This window comes from Psychrobacter sp. LFX-11D (genome assembly GCF_904846475.1).
GTDB lineage: Bacteria > Pseudomonadota > Gammaproteobacteria > Pseudomonadales > Moraxellaceae > Psychrobacter > Psychrobacter cryohalolentis.
This window is the reverse complement of sequence record NZ_CAJHAV010000007.1, coordinates 20,992-46,710: the sequence shown is the minus strand read 5'-3', so window position 1 is coordinate 46,710 and position 25,719 is coordinate 20,992. Positions and strand designations below refer to the sequence as shown.

Sequence of the window (25,719 nt, the reverse complement as noted above, 5' to 3'; positions counted from 1 at the left end):
GTTCAATGTGTGTTTTATGCGGTTATCTGGCGGCGTAAGCACTCAGTCTCAGCTTCATTGAGCGTCAGAGTTTCTGGGTCAATTACCACGCCGTATTCAATCTTTGCCGCAGAGATTGAGATAATCCTTTCTTGTACGTCCTTGATGACCGCTTGAATATCGCGATCAAATGAGCTGCCGTAGCCGCCGCCACCCGGATTGGTATTGCGCGCGCGTTCACCCGGCGTGATTTCCGTGACGGTGTTTTTTCTATACAAATCCGTTTGTCCGTCTTTATGTAGTATCTCTAGACGCCCAACTTTAAGCTCAGGTGAGATTTGTTCCGCGCCGCCTGCGCCCATAGTAGGATGCTGACGACCTTCGCCAAAGGCAATAACTGTCATGGTATGGTCTAATGGCTCAACTTCCCAAACCGTACCACAGCCGCCGCGGTACTCGCCAGCGCCGCCACTGTCTTCTGCCAATCCATACTTATGAATTAAGATAGGATACTGATATTCCAATAGCTCAATATCTCCCGAGCTTAGCGCCCCAAAGCAGCTTAATGGTCCACAAGCATGCCAGCCATCCATTTGCTGCGTGGCTCCTGCCCCTGAAATAATAGACGCCAAAATCATGGTGACGTATTGCTCGCCAGTTTTTGGGTCGATACCAGCGATATTAATCCCTGACGAATGTCCCCAAGAGGCGGTAACGCGCTCTGGTGCTGCTGCTTCAAATGCCATACGTACCGCATCGGTTAAAGTTTCCATTGGCGTGGTCGTACAGTTGACATGCGGCGCCGGTTCTTTGGCATTACATAAGGTGCCATGCTCGCCCAAATCAACGGTCACACAGCGATATAGGCCTTCGTTATACGGCGGCTCTACTTGGGCAAACATCATTAGCCCAAGTAACACCCCTGACATCGAGTTACCGGCATAAGAGTTGATAAAGTAAGGGACTTGCGGTGGACTGGTGATTTTAATATGTACGTCGCTGTCTTTGATAACGATATCAGCGCTAATGGTCATATCACCCAAGCCATGACCTGAGTCTTCTAACACCGCCTCGCCATGATAATCGCCATCTGGGATAGAGGAGATTAATGAGCGCATATGGTGGTCAGCCATGTTCTTTAGCTCTTCAATCGCGCCGCGCACCGTTTCAACACCGTATTTGTCTAGCAGCGCAATCATATTACGCTCGCCAACGGCACACGCGCCATACTGAGCATTGAGATCGCCTTCTTGATTACGGCGTGAGCGCATATTACTGTGTATGAGGTTAATCACATCACGACGTCTGACGCCTTTTTCCCAAATCTTAATGGGCGGAATGCGTAAGCCTTCGGCATATATCTCTTTGGCGTCAGGGTTATAGCCGGCTGGTACAGGGCCTCCGATATCAGTGACATGACCTTTACAGACTGTCCAAAAGACTAATTCACCTTTATAAAATACCGGCTTATACATACAGCAATCTAGGATATGGCTGCCCATCATCACAGGATCGTTATGATAAATGACGTCGCCTTCATGAATGTCATCACCGTAATATTCAGCGACGGCTTTCATGGCTGGCATGAGTGAGCCTAAATGAATGGGAATATCTTGCCCTTGCAAAATCATCTCAGGCAAATGATCAAACAGCGCATTGCTATAGTCATGGGCTAAGTTAAAGACACTCGAACGGGCAGTTTTTTCTAAGGTGGTTGTCATCTCACGCTGCGCCGTTTCTAGGGCACCACGTACGACAGACAAGGTAATAGGATCTATAGAGGGGTGAGCGTTGCTCATGAAAGACTCCTTGTCGAGAAATTTGGGTCAGAATAAGCGCATTTATATAAGAGAAATAAGAGAATATGCTGGTCTATATGACCATTTATCCTTACCCTTCAGCGCGCGCTTTATCTGGCTTATCATCTATCCTAATGATCAAGCTTTTTCACTATAGCGAGGTTTTGGAAAAATAGATTGACTGTGCGTGCAGAGTTTTTGACTATGAGTGTACATCTGTAGCTATAAGCAGCCTGTTTTCATCTTTATCATAGTGGGATATAAAGCGTTCAGAATAAAAAAAAGAGCAATGCTTCATATGTGATGCACTGCTCTTTTTGTCTATTCTTACTAACCCTATAGGAAGCTATAAGTTATTTACTACTATGCGTGTGCAGACTTCCTGCCTAGGCCCATCTTCACATTAGCCAAAATCAGTCCAGATAAGATGAGCACCATTGCTAGCATCTTCCACCATGTAACCACTTCTCCTATGAGCAGCACTGAAGTCGCCATACCGAATACGGGCACCAGTAGAGCAAAGGGCATAACCTTTGAGGCGGTATTTTGCGCCAGCAGATGTGCCCACAGTCCAAAGCCAATCAGGGTTGAGACATAGACTATAAACCCAAGCGATAGCCAAGACTTGAGCGATGCTTGCTTGAACGTCGCTAACTGCCATGCTTCGGTTTCGAATAGTAGAGAAGATAACGTCAAAATCACACAGGCGATCAGACCGCCCCATACCACCAGTGCTAGCGCAGACAGTGCCGATGTCTTATTTGAAGCTTTGTTGTTGCTATTGACAGGCAAGGCAGTAGAAATATTACTAGCACTCTGCTGCGTTGAGGCTTGTTTTGAAGCAATATTTCCAAAGCTCCAGCCTATGGCTGCAATCAGTATGCAGATAAAGCCAACCAAGGGCATATCACCCCCAAGGTTTAACGCAATGACACCCAGTCCTAGCACACCGACTACCATACCGATGATCTGCATGCGACTCACTGCTTCACCCAGTATGACAAAAGCCAGTAATACGGTAATAAAAATCTGAACTTGCAACAACAGCGCTGTTAATCCTGCCGATGCACCCAAATGCATGGCGGTGAATACAAAAGCATACTGCATAACAAACGTACCAATAGCATAGATAAATAAAGTATGGTTGAATTTGGGCGGTTTAAGGAACAAAACCAACGGCACAGCAGTAAAGAAAAAACGTAGCGCGGTTAACATCAGTGGCGGAAAGCTTTCAAGCGCCCATGCAATAAAGGTAAAGTTGACACCCCAAATAAAGGCAACCAATACAGCTAGAGCGATGTGTAGAAGGGTCATAGGCTTATCCTAGAATAGCTATTATTAATTGTTATTAATATTTGAATCTTAAGAACCAACTATAGTTTAAATGCCCATAACAGACCCGATACAGTTTCACTAATGGTGAACAAAGTGTATAGTTATTCTCAGCATGACACTTCTTTTATTCATAAACCTCATATAAAAATAGGCGTCCTTCATTATGGTCGAAACCTATACGCTCAATCCAAATTTAACCAAGACTGCCGCCGTCGCTGAATGGTTACAGCAGCGTATTAACTGGCAGATTTACCTGCCCAATCAGCGCGTGCCCTCGGTGCGAAAGTTAGCGAAACTGTTAAATATATCAAGCTTTACGGTGGTACAAGCTTATGAGCAATTGGTGGCTACCAGTGTGCTAGTCGCTAAGCCCAGCTCGGGCTATTATGTTAATACGCAAGCAAAAGCAGTTCAGCCGAATGATGATAAAAGAGCAGTCGTTAAGTATCCAGTAATAGATACGCGCTGGCTGATACAGCAAGTTTTTAGTGATATTCCGCATCATCGCTCGCCAGGGGTGGGAACTTTACCGAGAGACTGGGTACGTAATGATAAGATGGAATGGGCCATACGGCAGGTCACCCAGCAAGCTGATAACTTTATCTATGACTATGGTAATGTTCACGGCTATCTGCCGCTACGTCAGCAGCTGGTTCAACACCTACATACGCTAGGCATGCAAACTAATGCCGACCACGTAATTACTACAGCAGGAGTGTCGCAAGCCGTGACCATGGTTGCGCGGCTTCTTACTCAAGCTGGGGATACGGTAGTCGTTGATGGGCCGGGCTGGTATTGGCTATCGAGCTGCCTGCAACAACAGGGCTTAAACGTCGTCTCTGTAGAACGCGACCATCAAGGGCCTAATATCGAGCACATGCAAAAACTGTTTGCCACGTATCGCCCTAAGTTATACCTGACTAATAGCGTGCTGCACAACCCAACATCCTATAATCTGCATCCTGCCCGCGCGCACCAAGTACTCAATCTTATTCATGAGTACAATGCTTATATTTTTGAGGACGATTTATACGCCGCATTCGTACCGGGTGGTCAAGTGCTGCGTTATGCCAGTCTTGATCAGTTTGAACGGGTGTTTTATGCAACTGGGTTTTCAAAGTCGATGGCGTCTGGCTGGCGCGTCGGCATGTTGGTCTGTCCTGATAAGTATATTGATGATGTATTACGTATGAAAACCTTAAGCAATTCAAACACGCCAGAATTTGGCGAACGGGTTTGTCATCATTTATGGACGCATGGTGAGTATCGTCGGCAGATTAAAAAATTGCAGCAGCATTTGTATAGCGCTCATGAAAGAATGCGCAACGCATTACCAAAGATAGGGCTTATCTACCCTGAGCATACACAAGCAGGTCTCTTTGTTTGGGTAGACACGGGGCAAGATACCAGCCAGCTTGCACTAGATGCCTATAAAGAAGGTTGGCTAGTCGCACCGGGACAATTATTTTATCCAGATGCCCGCGCCTCAAACCATCTGCGACTCAATGTATCAACAACAAGCGATGAATTTTTGAGGTGGTTGGGTGATTATTTGGATAAAAGCTGTCAATACTGATAAAAATACTATCATCCCACCACCAATCGCATTAGCTGCGTACTGATATAACCACCAAACGTGCCCACTGCATAACCCAAAATACCTAAAAACACGCCAACTGGTGCTAACGATGGATGAAAGGCCGTTGCGACAATCGGTGCCGATGACGCGCCGCCAGTATTGGCATTGGAGCCGACCGCCAAAAAGAAAAACGGCGCACGGATGATTCTGGCAAAAATAAATATCAATATCACATGGATGCTCATCCAAAGCAAACCAATTAGTAGCAGTCGCCATTGTGAGACGATGCCTGCTAGATTAATTTGCATACCGATAGCGGCAATTAATATGAAGATAAAGACGGTACCAATTTTTGAAGCACCAACATGATCAAGTCTGCGTATTTTAGTAAAAGAGAAGACCACGCCGATTAACGTGATGATCACTACCATCCAAAAAAACGAGCTGGCAAAGCTATATTGCACCGCCCAGCTATAAGGCGCAAAAAACCCTGCAATCTGACCACCAACGAAATGTGCCACACCTACCATAGCAAAGCATAAGCCAAACATCACCATCAAGTCATTTAAAGTCGCTGGACGAGCATTGTCACGCTCATAATTCTCAACGGCTTTGACGACCTTATCAATGCTACTGCTATCCGCCCGTAAAAACTTGTCAATCTTCTCACTGTGTTTTGCCATGACTAAGATGGCCAGTAACCACAGTGAAGCATTGGTAGTATCAACCAATATCATCATCCCAAACAGATCATCACTGACGCCAAACAGCTCCTTCATCGCTGCTTGGTTTGCCGCGCCGCCGATCCAACTACCAGCAACCGCTGAAAAGCCGCGCCATAGCGTGTCATCGGTAAACATCTCAGGCGACACCCATTTAGCGATACCTAAGCTAATAGGACCACTAATGACAATAGCGATACTAGCAGCGAAGAACATCGCAATCGCTTTCCAGCCTAAGCCCAGTATCTTCGGTACATCCATCGACAAGGTCATTAACAGCAAACTTGCTGGCAACAGATACGTGGCAGTAAAACCATAAATCTGCGAGCCAATACCGTCAGCGAAGACACCTAGACTATTTAGCGTCGCAGGGATAAAACAGCACAGTACGATACCCGGTAGCACCGCATAAAACCGTTGCCAAAACTTACCAGGCAATGCTTGGGTATAAAATACCAAACCAATAATCGCCATAATGATGCCAAACGCTAATGGCAAGCTTTCAATAGCTAAATAAGAAATATCCGGCATCAACTGGCTCCACAGCACACGATGAGTAAAAGTTTGTCAGTATAGACAAGGCAAAAAAAACGCGCAAGTAGCTATCGAGTACAAAGCTTAATTTTAAAAGCTTTGAATAAGTCAGAGTTTTTAAATACCTGCATATACTTGGGTCATATCTCTATGTGGTGGTTAATATCAAACTATTGGGCACAAAAAAGCCAGATAACAAGTATCTGGCTTTTCTTGCAATATCTTTAGACGATTAAGACATGATTATCAAAAATCATTAATCGTTTAAAATAAGGCTATTACGAGTTGTTACCACGGTTGCCGCCAGTTGGACGACCTTGACCACGGCTGTCTGAACGACCAGCTGGGCGACCTTGGCTGCCACTTGGACGACCACGACCCGTTGCAGCACGCTCACCGCGTGGAACGCCAGTGCTATCGCCGCGACTAGGAGCACCAGTACGCTTGCCTTGATACGGCTTGCCACCTGAACGCTCATTTGGCTTACCTGACGCGTCACGTGGCTTACCTTGATAACCGCTGTCATTGCTTGCGCGTTGACCGGTTGGAGCGCTGTCGCTTGAGCGACCGCGTGCATTAGCAGGATTACCTTGATAGCCACCACCCGCGCGACCACGACCTTGACCATTACCGCCGCCGTTTGAACGACCACGGCCACGACCGCGACCGTTACCTTTGTTTTCGCTAGGTACATAAGTCTTCTTAGGCTCCATGCCTTCGATGATACATACTTCCATTTTGCGATCTAAATAACGGTTGATAGCGTTTAGCTGTGGACGGTCATCCATGCTACATAAGCTGATAGCGATACCAGTACGGCCAGCACGACCACAACGACCGATACGATGGACGTAATCTTCAGTTTGGCGCGGTAAGTCATAGTTAATAACGTGCGAGATTGCTGGGATGTCTAGACCACGAGCGGCAACGTCAGTCGCTACTAGGATTTTGACTTTACCATTACGCAAATCTTGAACGATACGGTTACGCTTGCTTTGTGGCAAGTCACCATGTAGGAAGCTGGCTTTATGACCCGCTTCTTGTAGCTGTTTTGCTAGTTTTTCAGTGCTACGTTTGGTAGCAGCAAAGATAATGATCTGTTCCATATCTTGCTGGCAAACGATTTTATCAAGTAAACGGTTTTTATGATCAAAATCATCACAGTAGTACACTTTTTCTTCGATGTGTGCAGATTCTACTTTGATTGAGACACGCTCAGGGTTCTTAGTGAAGCTGGCAGCAATTTTACCTACTGGGCCATCCCAAGTTGCAGAACACATGATTGTTTGGCGATCAGTTGGTGCAGCACGCAAGATGTCACTGATGTCATCAGCAAAACCCATGTCTAGCATACGGTCAGCTTCATCAAGTACCAAAATTTCTAGGCTTGATAAGTCAACGCGACCAGCATTGATATGGTCAAGTAAACGACCTGGGGTCGCAACGATAACTTGAACGCCTTTCTTCAGAGCAGTGATCTGACCATTATATGGTGCGCCGCCAACTAGTGGTACACAGAACAGGCCGCGCATGTCTTTAGAATAGGTGCGTACGCTGTCATGTACTTGCTGAGCAAGTTCACGCGTTGGCGTTAGAATAAGTGCTTTGGTTAGTTTGTCAAAGCTAGTAGCGCGGCTTAAACGATCAAGTACTGGGATAACGAATGCTGCAGTTTTACCACTACCAGTTTGCGCTGACAATAGAAGGTCACGACCTGCTAGAGCAAAAGGAATCGCTTGTGCTTGGATAGGCGTTGGGTTGGTATAACCACTGCGATCAAGTGCAGTTAGAATAGGCTTAGCGATGCCAAGATCAGTAAAAGTAACTTGGTTTTCGTCAGAAGCGTCAGTAGTAGCCGCTTGAGTATTTGTGTCAGTGTTTGGGGTGTCAGTGCTTTCGATGATACCGTTTTCAGCGGCAATTGCAGATAAGATGTCAGTCATGAGTATCCTTGGTAAGTATAAGCTGCTGTAAATTCAGCAAACTTGATGCATACCACTGATAACCGTTCACCACGCTACCCATATAATCTGATTATCAAAATAATGATAATTACATGCCAAACCCATAAGGTTTGTCAAAATTATATAAAGGCGTTCGTGCTGTCTGACGTATTTTGGTGGTAGTGCCGAGTGTCTCATCTTTGTCTGCTAAAAACTCGATATCAATGCTTATTCCAAAGCAGATAAAGGTAAATAACAACCAATCTAGCCCCTACAAGGGTCCGTAGATAAGATATGAGTCAAAAATAATAGGATTATTTAAGTACACAAAATCATCGGCAACAATTACTTTCGGTCATCCTAGACCCAAAATCGCAGGCGATGTTATCAATCTCATAATTCACATTAGACTATGCTAACGTGGCGACGCAGTATAACACAACAAAATCGTAATCAGTAGCTGTTTTTACGATTATTGTAGAAAACGGCTATAATACAAGAGTTGGTGCGCTATACATAATTAATAATATAGGTATTTTTACATTAAATATTTTTATCATGCGCGCTGCATTTACGCTAAAGAATATCGAATAAATGATCATTACCGCTTTAAAAGAAAAGCAAGCAATGAGGCATTGTAGACATTGATATTAACGTGATAGTTTCACATCAGTGACGTATAGGGGCATCTGCCAAGCACCGCCCGCTTCAATCATACGGCACAGACCAGTGCTACTCTCATGACTTTTCTCAAAATCCTTACCCGTCCATAACCATTCGGTTTTAGAGATACAGTCGCCAAGACCCCGACCTTTTTGGACAGAAGTGATCTGACCCTTGTCGTAATCGGTGGCGTTGTTTGTGATCAGCTTTGGCTCGTATGGTTTGGTATCATTGATTACCCAGACACCCTTACCTGCATTATAAGCACCTGTCCAGCAATTATGCTGTACCAATACCTGCTTGCTGTTTAGGCGATTGACGTTCCATGACGATTTGTCATATAGGCTTGGACAGTCGCTACTGATATCTTTTATGGTGCCTTTCATCAGATCTGATAACTGAGATGAGCGCATGACGAATTTTTTCTTATTACCAGAGGTGGCTTTCGGATTGGGCATCACCATCCGTATCGCTGGTATTGACTTAGGCGATAACACACTACTGTTAGATTTGCTGGCGCCCTCTGTACGAACAAAAGCACTGGCTGTGCCCACTCGACCTTGTGCTTCATCCGCTTTTAGCATGACCGCACTCGCCCCTTTATCGGACAAGCGCCAACGCGTATTACGGATAACCAGCTCTATCTTACTTGATTTGGTCAGTGCCTCTAACAGCGCTGTGACTTGCGGTGAAGTGAGCTCAGCATAACCAGCAGCACCTGAAAAAGGCTTGGCTTCGCCATAATCTCTATCATTAATAAATAAAGATATCCGGTGACGGTTACCCAATTGCATCAAGGCTTTGGCAGAATTTTCTCTTGCACCGCCAAGCTTGACCCGAGCATCAACCGTGGCATTGACACCTGCACGGCGTATCAACAATAAAGACACTGGCAATTCGATATCATTGTCTGCTTGATAACCCGCCAGTCGGCAAGTACGTGTATTGTCACAGACCACTTGCCAATCTTGGCTGGTAAAATCTATAGGCGTATCAGCACTAGCTGCGGCGCTGTATAACGCGGTACTGATAGCAGTAAGGATGGGTAATAAAATTCTTTTTGACATGGTTTTTGTTATCTTTTTTGTTTTTTTAGACGGCGCTTTGATATGAGAGTTGTTTGAGTATTTAGGTTTGACAACACTACTCTGGCTACTAGGACCATTTGCACTCAATAAGAGGGTTGGTCTATTCCTAAGCATATCATTCTCCTTCATAATCATCATTCATCAATAGAAGAGGTTTAAGCGCCTACCCTTTTTGGGTGGAGGCTGCTATCTTAACGCATCCATGTTTCTATCTGTTGTACTAATGTACCATTATGTAATTAACAAAGTATAGCTCAAATGCTTATGTCCATATGTATATTTGGAATAATGAATATTTAAAACAGAAAAAAGGTTAATAAGACAGGTGCTTATTAACCTTTTTGTTCGTAAATATACAAAGATGTTTTATTTTTTACCTTTTATATCAAACATTTACAGACAAATAAATGAGACGCTTAGATGAATTATCGTGGCAATTGGTCTAAGCAATAGGCTCAAGGACTAAGTTCACCGCACGTTTAACGGCTGGACGTTCAGCAATTTTTTTCGCCCAGCGCTGTAGATGTTGATACTCATCCACTTGTAAGAATTCTGCCGCCTCATAGAGCTTGCCAAGTGCCAATTGACCATACCATGCCCAAATAATCATATCGGCGATATTATAATCAGACTCCTCGTCTCCGCCCATATATGTATGGTCTTTTAGGTGGCGGTCAAGGACGTCAAGCTGGCGTTTGACTTCCATAGCATAGCGATTGATAGGATACTCCATTGGCTCTGGGGCATAGGCGTAAAAATGCCCAAAACCGCCACCTAAGAAAGGCGCACTGCCCATCTGCCACATTAGCCAAGACAAGCATTCTACCCGTGCCTTACCTTGCTGCATCGGAATGAATTTGCCAAATTTTTCCGCTAAGTACATTAAGATAGCGCCAGACTCGAAGATAGCTAACGGCTCGCCAGCCTCGCTAGGACTATGGTCGACCAAAGCCGGTATCTTCGAGTTTGGGTTAATAGCGACGAAGCCCGAGCCAAACTGAGCGCCTTTTGAGATATCTATCAGATAAGCATTGTATGCGGCTTCCTTGATATCAAGCTCAGCAAGCTCTTCTAATAAGATATTTATCTTAACACCATTAGGCGTATTCAATGAATATAGCTGTAATGACGCATCGCCTACTGGAAGTGCCTTATCTTGTCGTGCGCCAGCGGTTGGACTGTTGATACTTGCAAATTTGCCGCCGTTTTCTTTATCTTGTGTCCAAATTTTGGGCGGTGTATAGCTCTCTATCTGATCGTTCGTAGAATTGTTATCCTGACTCATAATGTGACCTATTTTTTGTTGTATTGATTGTCATATTTTAGAAATGGGGGTTTCTACTATATATCTTCTACTATAACGGGGACTGATCCTGCTATTAAAGTCCTGTCTTGTAATTTATATGGTAGAGATGTTTAAGTGAAATAGTATTTAGTATTTAGTATTTAGTATTTAGTATTTAGGATATAAGATAATGACAGACATTTTAAAAATTTATTAAGCCATTTCTTTTAGATAGCAACTATTTAGATCAGTCCTTTTGAATGTTTACTATGCTGCTCTTTAACTACTCGGCAGTTATTTTTATACTACGCATAATATAATGGCTTTGTTGAAAATTTACTGTCGATTAAGGTAAGTTTCCACGAGCCACGGTTTTAAGATATGGTGAAAGTAAAATGGTAGCCCTGACTCCAACGCAAGATAAATACCTACCCTATGTACTGGCGGTAGCGTTATTTATGCAAATTTTAGACGCTACTATTCTAAACACGTCCCTACCACAGATGGCACAAGCATTGGGCGAATCGCCACTACAAATGCAATGGGCAGTCATCAGCTACGCACTTACTTTGGCTATTTTTATTCCTATTAGCGGATTTTTAGCCGATAAATATGGCACACGCCGCGTGTTCTTGTCCGCCATTATCATATTCTGTATCGGCTCGCTATTATGTGCCGCTTCTCCGACACTAGACTTCTTAATAGGCTCACGTATTATACAAGCTATCGGCGGCGCGATGATGACGCCGGTTGCACGCTTAATTTTGGTCAAGTCTTATCCGCGCAATAAGCTGTTGACGGTGATGAACTTTGCGGTAATCCCCGCTTTGGTTGCGCCATTGGTTGGACCGGTATTGGGTGGCTATATCGTACAGTACGCCAGTTGGCACTGGATATTTTTAATCAACATACCCATGGGTGTTTTTGGTTTTATCATGGGCAAAAAACTGGTACCAGCGTTATTTGAGGATACCAAGCGTCTAGATTGGACAGGGTTTTTGTTGTTTGCCGCTGCCGCTTGTGGTTTTACCTTGGCGGTAGAGTTTGGCGCACAAGTCGGGCGTGGAGTTTATGGGCTGATATTTGGACTGCTAGCAAGTCTGTTGCTTAGTGCTTATATTTGGCACGCAAAACGTCGTACAGCTCCGCTATTTCCATTGAGTTTGTTTGATATCCGTACCTTTCGCATTGGTATCACGGGTAATTTATTTACCAGATTTGGCATTAGCGCTGTGCCATTTTTGCTGCCGTTGCTTTTGCAGGTGGTGTTCGAGTACTCTCCCTCGCAAGCTGGCTGGCTACTTGCCCCTATCGCCGTAGGTGCTATCGGCATCAAGCCTTGGGTGAGTAAGATTATCCAGCGTTACAGCTATCGCACGGTATTAGTCTATAACACGACTTTTATGGGTATCTTGATTATCATCTTGGCGCAGTTTAATGATGCGGCGCAGTGGATGTGGTTTATACCTATTTTAACTGTCATGGGCGCATGTAACTCTATGCAATTCAGCGCAATGAACACCATTACTATTGGCGACCTGCATGGTACTCAAACCAGTAGCGGCAATAGCCTGATGGCTGTCAACCAACAACTCGCCATCAGCTTTGGTATTGCCTTTGGCGCTGCGCTGCTCACTCTGCTACGTGAGCGCCTACAAATGGATACATTGACCGCCTTTCAAACCACCTATTGGATATTGGGTGTCTTTACCATTCTCTCAGGATTGCATTTTTTACGCTTAAAACCCGAGGACGGTCGTGGTTTATATTAAAAGTAAGTATTGAAAGGTTGTATTTGAAATATAAAAAATAGACCAAAAAAAGCCAGCCTATGCTTGGGTTATGAGCAAAACATAGGCTGGCTTATTGTGACTCAATGAGAGTTGCTAATATCTAATCGTCATTCATCTGCGATTGGATATAGTTTTGAATACCGACATCTTTCATTAAGTCTTCTTGCGTCTCAAGCCAGTCTTGATACTCTTCATTACCGTCTTTTAGAGTAACCAATAGCTGACGTGATACATAATCTTGCTGCGTTTCACACAAAGTAATCGCATCGGTAATAATGCTAAACTTTTGCTTTTCTAAGCGCAAATTGCAGTCAATCATTTCAGGCACGTCTTCAGCGATAAACATCTTGCCATAATCTTGCAAATTGGGTAAACCACCTAGCAATAAAATCCGTGCAATCAAATCATCAGACCATTTCATCTCTGCGATAGACTGTTTATAGAAATTTTCGTTTAATGATTCTAAGCCCCAATGGCGAGCAATACGTGCATGTAAAAAATACTGGTTGATGGCTATTAACGACTGACCCAGCACTTTATTCAGTGCGCAGATAATGTCTTTATCCCCATTCATATTCTCTCTCCCTATCTATTGGATATTTGATTTAACTATATAGCGATTATTATCCGTTACTATCAAACAAGATTTGAAGAGACTTCAGCCATCTGACTTTGCAAATAATTTGGCAGACCAATCATATCAATCAAGCGTAGCTGCTGCTCAAGCCAATGGGCATGATCCTCTTCCGTGTCTTTGAGCTGCACAACCAACATCTCGCGTGTGACATAGTCATGCGCTTCTTCACACATTGCGATACCGTCTTTAAGATGTTTTTGTACCTGATATTCTAAATTTAAATCAAGCTGTAGCATCTCAGGTACAGTAGTACCAATATTAATCGCGTCGACGCTCATTTTAGGCGTGCCGCCTAACATCAAAATACGACGAATAATTGCCTGTGCATGTAAGGTCTCATCTTCCATCTCATGGCTGATACGATCGTACAATTTACCGTAATGCCATTCTGCATACATCTCAGAGTGGATAAAATACTGATCACGAGCTGCAAGCTCACCACCTAACAAAAAGTTTAAATAATCAATCACTTTAGGGTTGCCAATCATCACTTACACTCCTGTATGTATCATTGTTTGTTATATACATTCATAATTTTGCATATATATAAAGCGCCATTCGTAAACCAATCAGTAAAGATTAAAATCAACGAAGGCCCTTACATATTAAGAAGGATATAGTAGCATAGAGAGAGCTTAACGCTTGTAACGATATGAACTGAGAATCATAACCAACCACTATTTGTATTAGCGTATCAGCAACAGGTGCGATAGCAAACTCCCAATAGAAGTAGCTAGATCTAGTTTTGATGTGGAGTATCAGTGGAGTTATATGGACGCTTGCAACCTACTCTTTAGGTATAATGCTAAAATAATAAATGCATAATAGTGAATATAATCCTGTTTTATCAAGGCTTATACACGATTAGGATGCACAAGTTAGAGCGTAAAGCCTTATAAGTATTTAGCGCTTAAACAGCATAAGACAATACTTCGAGCTTAGCATGATGCTCCTCTAGATAATCATTTACCATAGGCTCACAGCAGCCGCAGCAGGTGGCGACATCTAACGTATCTTTTAAGCCATCTAACGTATCGATACCAGACGCGATAGCAGCTTTTATTTGCTTTTCTTTGACATCATTACAGATACAGACGTACATAAATGGGTTCCTACTGTGATTGACTAACGTGTTATTCGCTATAATAACGATAATTATTAGCATTTACAATAGTGTTTGGTGACTTTTTCAGTCAGGTTAATGACAGATTTATGGTTATGTTGATCTTAATCAATCCATGTAACTGAATATAGTAATCCATGTAAACCGACGGTATCAAAGGTAGTAAAATGGCGACGAACTGTAAATTTGCTCATTTTTTAATCGATTTTAAGGATAACTGCTGTTATATTGTCCTCCTATTAACTAAATATACATTGGAACTGACCCATGTCTAATAATAATTCTATGATACAACCACTTGAGTTGTTTAAAGTATTATCTGACCCTACGCGCTTGAAGATTTTCCAAATCCTATATAATAAAGAATCACGCTGCGTCGGTGAGTTAGTAGAGATACTTGATCAACCACAGCCAACGATATCGCGTCATCTCAACCACTTAAAAAAACTGGGCATCCTAAATTGTGTTCGTGATGGAACTTGGATGTGGTACGAGGTCGCAAATGACTTGCCAGAATGGTGTCAAGACATCTTGGACACTACCTATAAGCAGATATCAATCAAAGAAAAAGCCATGCTAAAACTAGCCTAATGCTAATGGGCAGTGAAAATTTTGCTTAAGTAACTGTGGTTTATATTAGCCGCATAAAAAAAGACCTCATGATAAGGTCTTTTTTTATGCGCTATCGCTAGCACTCTTGATTGAACGTTAAACCAAGTCTAAGAAATCACTGACAAAGGCATTGGCTGGATGATGAATCAGCGCCTCTGAGGTGCCTACTTGCTCGACACGACCGTGATTCATCACGACAATTTCATCAGATACTGCCCTTGCCTCTTCTTGGTCATGAGTCACCATGATGCTGGTGATACCAAGCTCATGATGTATGTCTTTTAGCCAAGTTCGCAGCTCTTTACGCACCTTGGCATCCAGCGCCCCAAATGGCTCATCTAATAGCAGTAGTTTTGGCTTAACTGCGAGTGCACGAGCCAGCGCAATACGCTGCCGCTGACCGCCTGATAGCTGATGCGGGTAAGCGTTTGCCACTTGTGGCAGCTGTACCAAATCTAATAGCTCAGCCACGCGCTTATCAATATCCGCTTTACTGGGGCGCTCGTTTTTTGGTAGTAATGTCAGACCAAAGCCTACATTGTCAGCAACATTTTTATGTCGAAATAACGCATAGTGCTGAAACATAAAACCAATGTGGCGCTTTTGTACCGGTGTATTGGTGACGTCTAGCTCATCAAATAATATCTGCCCAGAGTCTGCATACTCAAGACCGGCAATGATACGCAGCAAAGTGGTTTTACCGCAGCCTGAAGGACCTAATAAAGTCGTTAATTTGCCGGTAGGTACTGTGATATTGATATCATCTAAGGCAGTGAAGTTACCAAATTTTTTATTAACGTTACGAATCTCGATGCTCATAATAGTGTCTCTTATTATTTCTTTTATCGTAGCAGATAGTTTCAATAGTATGGCGTATAGCAATAGTGGCTTCTATAAACCGTTATGATTTGCCTGCCGATTCTGTAACAGTATCATTAGCACTGACTGGCAGTTCAGGCGCACTTATCAAACGTTCGGACTTGGCAAATTTGTGATCTTGTAGCTTGGTCATGATTTGCTGAATAAGTAACGTGACCAAAGCAAGCGCGGCAAGTAAGCTCGATAAGGCAAAGGCGGCGGTAAAGTTATAGTCATTATAGGCAATCTCAACCAGTAGCGGCATAGTGTTGGTTTCTCCGCGGATATGACCTGAGACCACACTCACCGCACCAAACTCCCCCATCGCCCGTGCATTGGTCAAAATCAAACCATATAGCAGCGCCCATTTGATATTGGGCAGTGTCACATGCCAAAACGTTTGCCAACCCGTCGCGCCTAACGTTAATGCTGCCTGCTCTTCACTATCGCCCTGCGTTTGCATCAGCGGTATTAACTCACGCGCCACAAAAGGAAAGGTGACAAATAACGTTGCTAAAATAATACCGGGTACGGCATAAATTACCTGAAAACCCATGCTCTCAAGCCAGCCACCAATCGTAGAATTAAGTCCAAATAACAGAACAAACATCAAACCGGCTACAACGGGAGACACTGAGAATGGTAAATCAAGCAACGTCGTCACCAACTGCTTACCTTTGAAATGATAACGGGTTACTAGCCACGCAATGGCAATACCCATCACCATATTAATCGGTAAGACAATTGCCGCAGTAATCAAGGTTAGCCTAATCGCCTGCAAGGCTTCAGGATCAACGAGAGAGGCAATATATAATTCCCAGCCACCCTTAAAAGCTTCATAAAACACAGCTAGCAGCGGCACTACCAACATAATAACCATGAATAAAACCGCAATGATAATAAAGGTGAGGCGTACCCATGGCGTATCTTTGGTTGCTGGGTTGCTTTGGTAGTCGTAGCTATTAGAGATTTGCATTAGCGAGCTCCTACACGGCGCGACAGCTTCCACTGTACGATGTTAATGGTCAATAAAATCACAAAGGAGATAAGCAGCATAAATAATGCAACGGCTGACGCGCCTTGAACATCAAACTGCTCAAGCTTACTGATAATGATTAATGGCAAAATCTCAGACTGCATTGGAATATTACCTGCGATAAAAATAACCGAGCCATACTCGCCGGTCGCACGGGCAAACATCATGCCAGCACCCATCAGTAACGCAGGCAACAGCTCTGGTAAAATTACCTTGCGAAATGTCGTCAAGCGATTGGCACCCAATACCGCAGACGCCTCTTCGAACTCAACCGATAACTCCGCAAGTACGGGCTGTACAGCACGAACAATAAAGGGAAAACTGACGACCACTAAAGCCAACCAAATACCAATCGGTGTAAATGCCACTTGAATATCAAACTTGGCAAACCATTGCCCGATAAGACCATTGGGTGCATACAAAGTCGCAAGAGAGATACCCGTGACCGCTGTCGGTAGTGCAAAGGGTAAATCCACCAAGGCATTTATCAAGGATTTGCCCCAAAATTCATAGCGTACGAGCACCCATGCGACCAGTGTGCCAAACACCATATTGGTTAGCATCGCCAAAAATGACATCCATAAGCTGAGTTTGATCGCCGCCGTAACTTGTGGTTGGCTAATAGTCTCCCAAAATCCCGTCCAGCCCATTTGTGTTGTGGTATAGGCCATCATGGCAAACGGCAGTACTACCAACAGTGACAAACTAAAGACAGTGATACCCATACTTAGCCCAAACCCTGGTAGCACATTGCGCTGACGCAAGCGTGTTAACCAGCCTTTTTTCGGCACGGGTTTGATGGTAGAAGGTGTTGTTGCACTCATAATAGTGTCCTATTGCCTAGCTGATGGTACTTATCGTAAGCACTCTATCGTATCGATATGGAGAAAAAAGTATGATAAAAAGAGATGATGAATATGCTCATGGTATAAAGGACATAGCGTTGACGGCCATGTCCTTTATGAGATTGACATAATTTCATGATGTCGTGCGTTACTGATTAATAGTCAAATAATGCAGTCGCTATACTCAAATAAATCCTTGAATAAGTAACGGCTTTTATCGTCGGTTACTGACAGTACTACTGGTGTTACTGAGGTGCATTAACCGCTAACTTATCAAACAAACCACCATCACTGAAATAGGTGCTCATGATCTCATCCCATGTGCCAAATGCATCATTCGGACGGAAGGTGTCGATAGGTGGCAATTTATCACTGTTTTTATCAAGAACACTCTTCACACTTGGGCGCAAGTATAGATCAGCTGCCAATTGCTGGGCTGCATCGCTCCATAAGAAATCAAGATAAGCTTCGGCGGCATCTGTGGTGCCTTTTTTATCAGTGACGGTTTTTACGATAGCAACTGGGCTTTCAGATTTGATTGAGTATTTTGGATAAACAATATCGACTTGACCGACGCCAAAATCTTTTGCTGCAAGGTTGGCTTCGTTCTCAAACGTTACCAAGACATCGCCGATACCACGCTGTACAAATGTCGTAGTCGCCGCACGTCCGCCACTTTCATAGACTTTGACGTTTTTTAGCATGTCTTTGACGTATTTTTCCGCTTGTGCTTCATCTTTATTAAAAGCATGTAAGCCATAACCATAAGCACCTAAGAAGGCATAGCGACCGTTACCCGTCACTTTTGGGTTTGCCATGACAATCTCAACACCCTCTTTGGTCAAATCTGCCCAATCATTGATGCCTTTTGGATTGTCTTTGCGCACTAAGAAGACGATGGTGCTGGTAAAAGGTACGGCATTGTCTGGGAATTTGCTTTCCCAATCTGACTCAACCAAGCCTTTTTTCTCAAGCAGCTCAATATCAGAGCCTTGGTTCATGGTTGCGACATCGGCTTGTAGACCATTAGCGACCGACAGGGCTTGTTTACTCGAACCACCATGCGACTGCTTGATAAGAATATTGCTGTTTGGGTGCTCGCTTTTGTAATGATCAACAAATAATGGATTGTAGTCTTTATAAAAATCACGGGCGACATCGTAGGAGACGTTCAATATTTCGATGTCCTGCCCTTCTGTCGCTGCTGGCGTGCCCTCTGCATTGGCAGCTGGCTCAGTTTTTTCGTTGTTGCTACAGCCTGCAACGCCTAAAGTGAGCGCCACACCGGCGATACTTAGGGCGCTAAGTGTCTTATTTTTATAACCTGCGGTATATGATGTCATGGCTGCCTCAAAAAATGTCTGATAAGTAATGTAAGTATGCTAACAGCGCTATCTTATTATGTTTAATGATGAATATGTGTATGTTATTGCCAAAATGGAATAAAGAAATGAGAAATATAAGATTATCAATAACTTAAATTTATCAGTAATGCATAGGTTAAATATTTTTAATGATCATTGGCTATCCGCCAATAATTTAGCCATTTAATTCAGCCTTTCATCTAAGCATGAATGTCTGAATCAAATGGCTTATAACTGAACAACTTGATTACCTTTGTGGTTACCTTTACTGCACGCTTGCCAGCTTATCAAAACGCCCGCCATCAACAAAAAACGTCTCCATAATCTGTGTCCAAGGACCAAAGACACTGACTGGCTCAAAAGTCTCAATATCAAGCAAAGTACCTTTATGGGCGGCAAGTACTTGCTCATTACTAGGACGCATGTACATCTGTGCCATCAGTTCTTGAGCTGGCGTGTCCCATAAACTCTTTAGATAGGTGTTTGCCGCTTCTGTTTTGCCCGCTTTGTCAGTCACCGCATTCACCACTGCAACAGGATTGGCAATCAACACTGAATAACTTGGATAGACGATATCGACTTGCCCTTTGGCAAATTGCTTGGCGGCCAAATGCGCTTCATTTTCGGTCGTGATAAGCACATCCCCCAGACCGCGTTGGGTAAAGCTGGTCGTTGCTGCACGTGCGCCATTGTCATAAGTGACGACGTTTGCCAAAAGTTGTTTGATAAAGGTATCTGTTTTGGTAGAGGTTTCGACAGTTTCTTTAAAATGATGCAGACCGTAACCGTAGGCACCTAAAAAGGCATAACGCGCCGTACCACTGGTTTTCGGATTTGGTATTACTATAGCTACGTCACTACGTGCCAAATCTTGCCAGTCTTTAATACCCTTTGGATTGCCGCTGCGCACCAATAGAACCATGGTACTAGTATAAGGGACCGCGCCGTTTGGTAGCGCTTTCTGCCAGTCAGCAGCAACCAAGCCTTTTTCAACCAATAGATTCATATCGCTTTCTTGGTTAAAGGTCACCACATCCGCTTGTAGACCATTAGCAACCGACAGGGCTTGCTTACTCGAGCCACCATGTGACTGATTGATATGTACTTTGCTATTGGGATGCTCTTTTTGGTAGCCTTTGGCAAATAAGGTATTATAGTCTTTATAAAAATCGCGTGAGACATCGTAAGAGACATTCAACAAATCAATATCTTGTGACGGCGCTGCTGATTTTTGGGCGCCGTTTTGGGTCTCACTTTGCTTAGATTCAGTAGGGCTACAGCCCGTCATGAATACCGCCATTGTCAGCACACCACCCATTATCAAGGTACGTGGTGCTTTATTTTGAATCACTTGATTATCAGTCATTGAGGTATGACGCAAAGGCTGATTCTTGGCTATATTGGTCGTTTGCATAGACGCTCTCGATAATGTCATGCTGCCACTTGTGGACCTTACTATTTTATAATTCTATAAATAAGGATAACAAAGGCAGTGATGGTAAGAATTTTGGGAGATACATTGGTTTTTTTGTTGATGAGAGATATGCTAGCAGCATAGATAACAAACGCTTAGTGACGAATACGCTTATCGAGTGGTGAACTTGGCATAAGCACGATGATTAGTAGCGCTATTATGAGTTATTCTATAATGGATATTTTTAGGAGCTGCTTTTGGAATATAAAGATAAGCCGTCGCTTTTACGTAAGTGATGGTATTGTTTGCCCAGTAGACGAATATTTGTGTAAGCTGTATTCTCGCTGGCGCTGTATAGTCAGTCCTTAATAAAAGAAATACAAATATTATCAATCACTACTGGGGTTAATTTTTCTTGCTTGCTGTGCCTACGCAGACAGAGGCTGCGAATAATGAACCCCAGTAGTTCCGTACTCTTTTAAAAGTGGATCAACTATAATCGCTGCAAATAAACGACTGCTACCTAAAACTGTTTAATTCAATCAAAAATAGCCATTTTGCAAAGCCATTTTTATCACTTACTCACTTACCCAAGGCAACTTAATGATTACTTCTTTCTCTTGTTACTCGCGTTTTTTTGCTGCTCTTTCTTTAACGAGTGCAGCGCTGCTTGCTTTGAGTGGTTGTAATAACACTATAAAAGCCAATGTGGATAATCACAGCGTTACGCAACCCGCAGCGACACTCTCGCCTGCCGTAAAAGTCATCGTTGGTGACTATGCTTCTGAGGGTTATGCTAAGCGTACGCAAGGCGATGACTGGGTAGGCGTGATGGTCAAAGCAGAAGGTGATAAGCAGATTGACATTAAGGTACGTGCGCGCAGCGATATCAAAAAACCGACCTGCTATTTTGATGGCAAAGCAACATTGATGGGTCAAGATGATGCACACGGCATTATTTTTCAGAGCAAGGTTAATGACAGTACGGCTTTTTTTCAATTTAAAGATGATAAATTGACTATTGATAGCCAAGATAAATACGCGCTTAACTACTTTTGCTCTGGCGGTGGCACATTGGTTGGTGACTATCAAAAGTTGGCTGGTGATTTAGAGCTCAGCTAACCACGAGATGTTCAAAACTTCAAATAACAAAAAAAGGGTCAGACTTATCATCTGACCCTTTTTTATTGTTAATAGTTCACATTTGATATAAATTTCTATACCGCAGAAGCCCCGACCAATTTAACCTCAGCACGCTCATCAAAAGCGATACCAGCATAATAATCACGCAAAATCTGCAACACTTCTGGACGGCTAAAGTTCTCTGGTACATCAAGGTCTTCTGAGAGTGCTTTGCGTAGTTTGGTTCCTGATACTTTGACATGTTCAGACGCTTCATGCGGGCAGGTTTTGTCTGACGCCATGGCATTACAAGCATTACACCAAAACGTCCAACCAATCTTTAACGGTTGGGTAATCAAATCATCTTTACCGACGTGGTCAAAGATGGTTTGCGCATCAAAGGCACCATAATAATCACCAACACCGGCATGGTCACGACCAACGATCAAATGGCTACAGCCGTAGTTTTGGCGGAATACGGCATGTAATAATGCTTCACGCGGTCCGGCATAACGCATATCAAGCGGATAACCGGCTTGGATCACAGTGTCTTGTCTAAAGTAATTATCAATCAAAGTTTTGATCGCTTCTTGACGGATGTCTGCTGGGATATCACCGGGCTTCAATGCGCCTAATAATGAGTGAATCAATACGCCGTCACAAATCTCGATGGCAATCTTGGCAAGATATTCGTGTGAGCGGTGCATGGGATTACGGGTTTGGAACGCCGCGACCGTTTGCCAGCCTTTATTGTCCAAAATTGCGCGGGTTTCAGCTGGTGTTTTATAAATCTCAGGATATAAGGTTGGAAACTCGCCTTCGCTTAGGACTTCAACGCTACCTGCAATGTTGACTTCACCTTGCTCCAGTACTTGCTGTACGCCAGGATGCTCTGGATCTGTGGTGGTAAATACTTGCTGGCACTCATGGCCTTTATCGATGGTATAGGTTTCTTCTACCGTCAAGATGCCCATAATCTCGCCATCTTGCGCCACCAATGCGACTTTATCACCTGTATTTAAGCTGTCCGCTGTCGCTTTCGGTGCTGATAAAGTAATAGGAATCGGCCAAAACAAGCCAGCATTATCACCACTTTGCAGGTGCATATTATCAACCACGCCCTGCCAATCGGCTTGATTCATAAAACCATTTAACGGCGTAAAACCGCCAATACCAAACATAATCAAATCACCGCGCTCACGTGAGCTGAGCGTAATGGTTGGCAAAGTACTAGCAAGTTTTAATGCTTGGTTGCGAGCCTCACCATTCAATAGTAACGGCTTAAGCTCAGTACTACCGTGCGGAGGAACAAGTTTTGAGGGTGTTTGATTATGGGTGATAGATGTCATAGTAATTTTACAGCCTTAAGAGATGAGAGAAAGATGAGTAACTGTAGATAAAAGTCGTAGAGAAGCAATTGGGCGAATAAAGGGATAATGGCAGTACGTTAAAGCTATTTATTAAATGATTAAAAACTGCTCATTAAAATCAGGTATTGAATTCGATAAGCATAGGCTACCTAATTTTCGTTATGAAAATTTATGCTGTGTTTGGATATAGATATGTCTTAAAGGAATTTATGTTTATAGACGCAAGCTTATATGATGTAAATCTGAATGGTTTACCTTGCGACTGGCAATAAAATCGAATACACACGCAAATCATTTTCGTCGCAGCTTTTATGTTTAAAAATAAAATTGAGATTACGTCATGTATCAATATAACTACGCTGACCAAACCTTGGTAGAAGAACGAGTCGCACAGTTTCGCGACCAAACCGAACGGTTTTTGGCAGGCGAGCTGCCAGAAGAGCAATTTTTACCGCTGCGTTTGCAAAACGGTCTTTATATTCAGCGCTATGCACCAATGTTGCGTATCGCCATTCCATATGGCCTGCTAGCCAGCTACCAACTGCGTAAATTGGCAGAGATTACCCGTAAATACGATAAGGGTTACGGACACTTCACGACCCGTACCAATATCCAGCTAAACTGGCCAAAGCTAGAAGATGTGCCAGACATATTGGCGGAGCTGGCATCGGTACAGATGCATGCCATTCAAACGTCGGGCAACTGTATTCGCAACACGACTACCGATCCTTATGCGGGTATTCATCAAGAAGAGATTGCGGATCCACGTCCTTATTGCGAAATTATCCGTCAGTGGTCTACCTTTCATCCTGAATTTGCTTTTTTACCGCGTAAATTTAAGATTGCTGTCGTTGGTACTGCCAATGACCGCGCGGCGACGCAAGTACATGATGTGGGATTGCATGTAAAAACCAATGACGCAGGCGAGCTTGGTTTTGAAGTATTGGTGGGTGGCGGTCTTGGCCGTACACCAGTGATTGGTAAAGTAATTAACGAATTCTTGCCACGTCAGCATTTGCTTAGCTATCTAGACGCTATTTTGCGCGTTTATAACCTGCATGGTCGCCGCGATAATAAATACAAAGCGCGTATCAAAATATTGGTCGAGAGCATGGGCGGTCCTGCCTTTGCGAAATTGGTCGATGCTGAGTGGGAAGCTCATACCAAAGATGGTCCACTGACGCTGACCGATGCCAATTTTGACACTGCTATTGGCTTCTTTAGTGAGCCTGATTATGTTGGTTTTGATGCCTTACAAGTACAGTCTGACTTGCAACAGCAACTCAATGCGAATAAAGATTTTGCCGATTGGTATAACCAAAATACAGTTGCGCATAAAATAGCAGGCTATCGCGCTGTCGTCATTTCGCTAAAGGCAGGTTTGGTCGACGGAACCTACGTACCATCTGGTGATGTCAGCGAATCACAAATGGATGCTCTCGCGGATCTGTCAGACAAATATAGCTTTGGTGAATTGCGCGGTACTTATCAGCAAAATCTCGTATTCTCTGATGTGCAAACCAATCAACTATATGAGCTATGGGAACAGTTGGCGGATCTGCATTTAGCACGTGCCAACATAAACACATTAACAGATATGATTGTTTGCCCAGGTTGGGACTACTGCTCACTCGCCAATGCCACAACTCACAATATCGCTGAACAAATCGAAAAGCAATTTGATGATCTCGACTACCTTTATGACTTGGGTGAGATTCGCCTCAATATGTCTGGCTGCATGAATGCTTGTGCGCATCATCATACGGGTGATATCGGTATTCTTGGTGTCGATAAAAAGGGTGAGCATTGGTATCAAATCAGCCTTGGCGGTAACTCTAGTAACGATGCCAAAGTCGGTAAAATATTGGGTAAAGCAGTACCAGCCGAAGATGTGGCGATTACCCTACAAAAAATACTGGATGTCTATTTAGAGCAGCGCGTGAGCAATGAGAACGACGTAGAAGCTTTTAGTGACTTGGTCAATCGCGTTGGCGTGGCACCTTTTAAGGAGAAGGTCTATGGGTAATCATCATGTGTTAAACAGCAAAGGTATTGATATCGGTCAAAGTGATACGTGGTTGGCGCTTAATACCGATGAGCTACCAGATGGCATTGCTCTTAGCCATATATCGCTGCTTGAGCTATTACATAAACAAGAAAAATTCGATATCGTATTGCCGCTCACTGATTTATTGAATGCTGAAGGCAAGCTTGCTGGCGGGCTATTACAGCAGCTGAACGAGCTATTGACTGAACATGCCAGCCGTGTTGGCGTTTGGGTTACGTCAGATAATGACACCGATACATTGGTTGGTTTGTCAGAGTTTTTATTACAACAAGATTTGATTGTGATCCATGTACCAGCCTTTACCGACGGACGCGGTTTTAGTTATGCGCAAACCCTGCGTCAAATAGGCTATCAGGGCGAGATTCGTATGGCTGGCAAGTTTGGCCGTGACCAAATTGCTTACCTTTTACGCGCGGGTGCAGATAGCTTTGTGCTCAGTGAGCATGATATGAAATCTATCTCTGATATCAGTCAAGCATTTAATGCGCTTGCCAGCAGTTACGATGGACGCGATGCTAGCGCATTACCGATGTTTGCAGGCACTTAGTTT

At 43.6% G+C, this 25,719-nt stretch carries 21 protein-coding genes; 6 read left to right on the top strand and 15 right to left on the bottom strand.

Translation table 11 applies throughout. The features are described 5' to 3' along the window. Window positions 1-14: 14 nt before the first annotated feature. Entirely contained in the window at window positions 15-1,778 is a 1,764-nt protein-coding gene (locus tag JMX75_RS06810) for a hydantoinase B/oxoprolinase family protein (RefSeq protein WP_201531676.1), read from the bottom strand. A gap of 363 nt (window positions 1,779-2,141) precedes the next feature. Next, complete coding sequence (locus JMX75_RS06805) at window positions 2,142-3,092, bottom strand: EamA family transporter (RefSeq protein ID WP_201531674.1); 951 nt, start codon at window positions 3,090-3,092, stop codon at window positions 2,142-2,144. Between the two features lie 184 nt (window positions 3,093-3,276). Between JMX75_RS06805 and JMX75_RS06800 the strand changes: the two genes are divergently transcribed. After that, window positions 3,277-4,689, top strand: coding sequence for a PLP-dependent aminotransferase family protein (locus JMX75_RS06800; RefSeq protein ID WP_201531673.1), 1,413 nt, complete (start codon window positions 3,277-3,279; stop codon window positions 4,687-4,689). 11 nt (window positions 4,690-4,700) lie between these two features. On the opposite strand, the gene JMX75_RS06795 is transcribed toward JMX75_RS06800, so the two are convergent. The 4 genes from JMX75_RS06795 to yghU form a co-directional block, all read right to left on the bottom strand. Next, complete coding sequence (locus JMX75_RS06795) at window positions 4,701-5,945, bottom strand: DUF819 domain-containing protein (protein WP_201531671.1); 1,245 nt, start codon at window positions 5,943-5,945, stop codon at window positions 4,701-4,703. Window positions 5,946-6,226: 281 nt separating this feature from the next. Next, on the bottom strand, window positions 6,227-7,891 hold the full coding sequence (locus JMX75_RS06790; RefSeq protein WP_201531669.1) for a DEAD/DEAH box helicase: 1,665 nt from the start codon (window positions 7,889-7,891) through the stop codon (window positions 6,227-6,229). Window positions 7,892-8,541: 650 nt separating this feature from the next. Next, the gene (locus JMX75_RS06785) at window positions 8,542-9,621 is read right to left on the bottom strand and encodes a DUF1176 domain-containing protein (protein WP_227673067.1); all 1,080 of its coding nucleotides are present in this window, start codon (window positions 9,619-9,621) and stop codon (window positions 8,542-8,544) included. Between the two features lie 463 nt (window positions 9,622-10,084). After that, complete coding sequence (yghU, locus tag JMX75_RS06780) at window positions 10,085-10,927, bottom strand: glutathione-dependent disulfide-bond oxidoreductase (RefSeq protein ID WP_201531665.1); 843 nt, start codon at window positions 10,925-10,927, stop codon at window positions 10,085-10,087. Between the two features lie 395 nt (window positions 10,928-11,322). On the opposite strand from yghU, the gene JMX75_RS06775 reads away from it, so the two are divergent. Continuing rightward, entirely contained in the window at window positions 11,323-12,699 is a 1,377-nt protein-coding gene (locus tag JMX75_RS06775) for a DHA2 family efflux MFS transporter permease subunit (RefSeq protein ID WP_201531664.1), read from the top strand. Between the two features lie 121 nt (window positions 12,700-12,820). Here JMX75_RS06775 and bfr (JMX75_RS06770) read toward each other — a convergent pair whose 3' ends face one another. The 3 genes from bfr (JMX75_RS06770) to JMX75_RS06760 all read right to left on the bottom strand — a co-directional run bounded on the left by bfr (JMX75_RS06770) (window position 12,821) and on the right by JMX75_RS06760 (window position 14,459). After that, window positions 12,821-13,294, bottom strand: coding sequence for a bacterioferritin (gene bfr / locus JMX75_RS06770; RefSeq protein ID WP_201531662.1), 474 nt, complete (start codon window positions 13,292-13,294; stop codon window positions 12,821-12,823). A 62-nt stretch (window positions 13,295-13,356) separates the two neighbouring features. Next, window positions 13,357-13,845: a bacterioferritin gene (gene bfr, locus JMX75_RS06765; RefSeq protein ID WP_011513715.1), complete on the bottom strand. Its 489-nt coding sequence runs from the start codon at window positions 13,843-13,845 to the stop codon at window positions 13,357-13,359. A gap of 422 nt (window positions 13,846-14,267) precedes the next feature. Further along, the gene (locus JMX75_RS06760; RefSeq protein ID WP_201531660.1) at window positions 14,268-14,459 is read right to left on the bottom strand and encodes a bacterioferritin-associated ferredoxin; all 192 of its coding nucleotides are present in this window, start codon (window positions 14,457-14,459) and stop codon (window positions 14,268-14,270) included. A 288-nt stretch (window positions 14,460-14,747) separates the two neighbouring features. Between JMX75_RS06760 and JMX75_RS06755 the strand changes: the two genes are divergently transcribed. Continuing rightward, entirely contained in the window at window positions 14,748-15,071 is a 324-nt protein-coding gene (locus JMX75_RS06755) for an ArsR/SmtB family transcription factor (protein WP_133104660.1), read from the top strand. 117 nt (window positions 15,072-15,188) lie between these two features. On the opposite strand, the gene JMX75_RS06750 is transcribed toward JMX75_RS06755, so the two are convergent. The 5 genes from JMX75_RS06750 to JMX75_RS06730 all read right to left on the bottom strand — a co-directional run bounded on the left by JMX75_RS06750 (window position 15,189) and on the right by JMX75_RS06730 (window position 20,630). Then, complete coding sequence (locus JMX75_RS06750; RefSeq protein WP_011513718.1) at window positions 15,189-15,911, bottom strand: sulfate/molybdate ABC transporter ATP-binding protein; 723 nt, start codon at window positions 15,909-15,911, stop codon at window positions 15,189-15,191. Between the two features lie 82 nt (window positions 15,912-15,993). Further along, complete coding sequence (cysW, locus tag JMX75_RS06745) at window positions 15,994-16,926, bottom strand: sulfate ABC transporter permease subunit CysW (protein ID WP_201531658.1); 933 nt, start codon at window positions 16,924-16,926, stop codon at window positions 15,994-15,996. Beyond that, a complete protein-coding gene (cysT, locus tag JMX75_RS06740) occupies window positions 16,926-17,810 on the bottom strand; it encodes a sulfate ABC transporter permease subunit CysT (RefSeq protein WP_011513720.1) in 885 nt (294 codons plus the stop codon). Before cysT ends, cysW begins: the two co-directional genes overlap by 1 nt. Before the next feature lie 266 nt (window positions 17,811-18,076). Beyond that, entirely contained in the window at window positions 18,077-19,174 is a 1,098-nt protein-coding gene (locus JMX75_RS06735; RefSeq protein WP_201531657.1) for a sulfate ABC transporter substrate-binding protein, read from the bottom strand. Between the two features lie 286 nt (window positions 19,175-19,460). After that, on the bottom strand, window positions 19,461-20,630 hold the full coding sequence (locus JMX75_RS06730; RefSeq protein WP_041772259.1) for a sulfate ABC transporter substrate-binding protein: 1,170 nt from the start codon (window positions 20,628-20,630) through the stop codon (window positions 19,461-19,463). 582 nt (window positions 20,631-21,212) lie between these two features. Between JMX75_RS06730 and JMX75_RS06725 the strand changes: the two genes are divergently transcribed. Continuing rightward, window positions 21,213-21,731 carry a hypothetical protein gene (locus JMX75_RS06725; protein ID WP_201531655.1) on the top strand — a complete coding sequence of 173 codons (519 nt, stop codon included), beginning with the start codon at window positions 21,213-21,215 and terminating at the stop codon, window positions 21,729-21,731. 95 nt (window positions 21,732-21,826) lie between these two features. On the opposite strand, the gene sat is transcribed toward JMX75_RS06725, so the two are convergent. Continuing rightward, window positions 21,827-23,080 (bottom strand): sulfate adenylyltransferase, encoded by a 1,254-nt coding sequence (gene sat / locus JMX75_RS06720; protein WP_201531653.1) that lies wholly within the window; start codon window positions 23,078-23,080, stop codon window positions 21,827-21,829. A gap of 361 nt (window positions 23,081-23,441) precedes the next feature. Between sat and JMX75_RS06715 the strand changes: the two genes are divergently transcribed. Together JMX75_RS06715 and JMX75_RS06710 are read left to right on the top strand one after the other, a co-directional pair. Then, window positions 23,442-25,127: a nitrite/sulfite reductase gene (locus JMX75_RS06715; protein WP_201531651.1), complete on the top strand. Its 1,686-nt coding sequence runs from the start codon at window positions 23,442-23,444 to the stop codon at window positions 25,125-25,127. Next, a complete protein-coding gene (locus JMX75_RS06710) occupies window positions 25,120-25,716 on the top strand; it encodes a DUF934 domain-containing protein (protein ID WP_201531649.1) in 597 nt (198 codons plus the stop codon). The genes JMX75_RS06715 and JMX75_RS06710 overlap by 8 nt, the downstream gene beginning before the upstream one ends. Window positions 25,717-25,719 lie beyond the last annotated feature (3 nt).

What these genes read in the sequence shown, in the direction of transcription:
- JMX75_RS06810 (WP_201531676.1), bottom strand. Translation starts at nt 1,778, where the DNA reads ATGAGCAACGCTCACCCCTCTATAGATCCTATTACCTTGTCTGTCGTA.
- JMX75_RS06805 (WP_201531674.1), bottom strand. Translation starts at nt 3,092, where the DNA reads ATGACCCTTCTACACATCGCTCTAGCTGTATTGGTTGCCTTTATTTGG.
- JMX75_RS06800 (WP_201531673.1), top strand. Translation starts at nt 3,277, where the DNA reads ATGGTCGAAACCTATACGCTCAATCCAAATTTAACCAAGACTGCCGCC.
- JMX75_RS06795 (WP_201531671.1), bottom strand. Translation starts at nt 5,945, where the DNA reads ATGCCGGATATTTCTTATTTAGCTATTGAAAGCTTGCCATTAGCGTTT.
- JMX75_RS06790 (WP_201531669.1), bottom strand. Translation starts at nt 7,891, where the DNA reads ATGACTGACATCTTATCTGCAATTGCCGCTGAAAACGGTATCATCGAA.
- JMX75_RS06785 (WP_227673067.1), bottom strand. Translation starts at nt 9,621, where the DNA reads ATGTCAAAAAGAATTTTATTACCCATCCTTACTGCTATCAGTACCGCG.
- yghU (WP_201531665.1), bottom strand. Translation starts at nt 10,927, where the DNA reads ATGAGTCAGGATAACAATTCTACGAACGATCAGATAGAGAGCTATACA.
- JMX75_RS06775 (WP_201531664.1), top strand. Translation starts at nt 11,323, where the DNA reads ATGGTAGCCCTGACTCCAACGCAAGATAAATACCTACCCTATGTACTG.
- bfr (WP_201531662.1), bottom strand. Translation starts at nt 13,294, where the DNA reads ATGAATGGGGATAAAGACATTATCTGCGCACTGAATAAAGTGCTGGGT.
- bfr (WP_011513715.1), bottom strand. Translation starts at nt 13,845, where the DNA reads ATGATTGGCAACCCTAAAGTGATTGATTATTTAAACTTTTTGTTAGGT.
- JMX75_RS06760 (WP_201531660.1), bottom strand. Translation starts at nt 14,459, where the DNA reads ATGTACGTCTGTATCTGTAATGATGTCAAAGAAAAGCAAATAAAAGCT.
- JMX75_RS06755 (WP_133104660.1), top strand. Translation starts at nt 14,748, where the DNA reads ATGTCTAATAATAATTCTATGATACAACCACTTGAGTTGTTTAAAGTA.
- JMX75_RS06750 (WP_011513718.1), bottom strand. Translation starts at nt 15,911, where the DNA reads ATGAGCATCGAGATTCGTAACGTTAATAAAAAATTTGGTAACTTCACT.
- cysW (WP_201531658.1), bottom strand. Translation starts at nt 16,926, where the DNA reads ATGCAAATCTCTAATAGCTACGACTACCAAAGCAACCCAGCAACCAAA.
- cysT (WP_011513720.1), bottom strand. Translation starts at nt 17,810, where the DNA reads ATGAGTGCAACAACACCTTCTACCATCAAACCCGTGCCGAAAAAAGGC.
- JMX75_RS06735 (WP_201531657.1), bottom strand. Translation starts at nt 19,174, where the DNA reads ATGACATCATATACCGCAGGTTATAAAAATAAGACACTTAGCGCCCTA.
- JMX75_RS06730 (WP_041772259.1), bottom strand. Translation starts at nt 20,630, where the DNA reads ATGACATTATCGAGAGCGTCTATGCAAACGACCAATATAGCCAAGAAT.
- JMX75_RS06725 (WP_201531655.1), top strand. Translation starts at nt 21,213, where the DNA reads ATGATTACTTCTTTCTCTTGTTACTCGCGTTTTTTTGCTGCTCTTTCT.
- sat (WP_201531653.1), bottom strand. Translation starts at nt 23,080, where the DNA reads ATGACATCTATCACCCATAATCAAACACCCTCAAAACTTGTTCCTCCG.
- JMX75_RS06715 (WP_201531651.1), top strand. Translation starts at nt 23,442, where the DNA reads ATGTATCAATATAACTACGCTGACCAAACCTTGGTAGAAGAACGAGTC.
- JMX75_RS06710 (WP_201531649.1), top strand. Translation starts at nt 25,120, where the DNA reads ATGGGTAATCATCATGTGTTAAACAGCAAAGGTATTGATATCGGTCAA.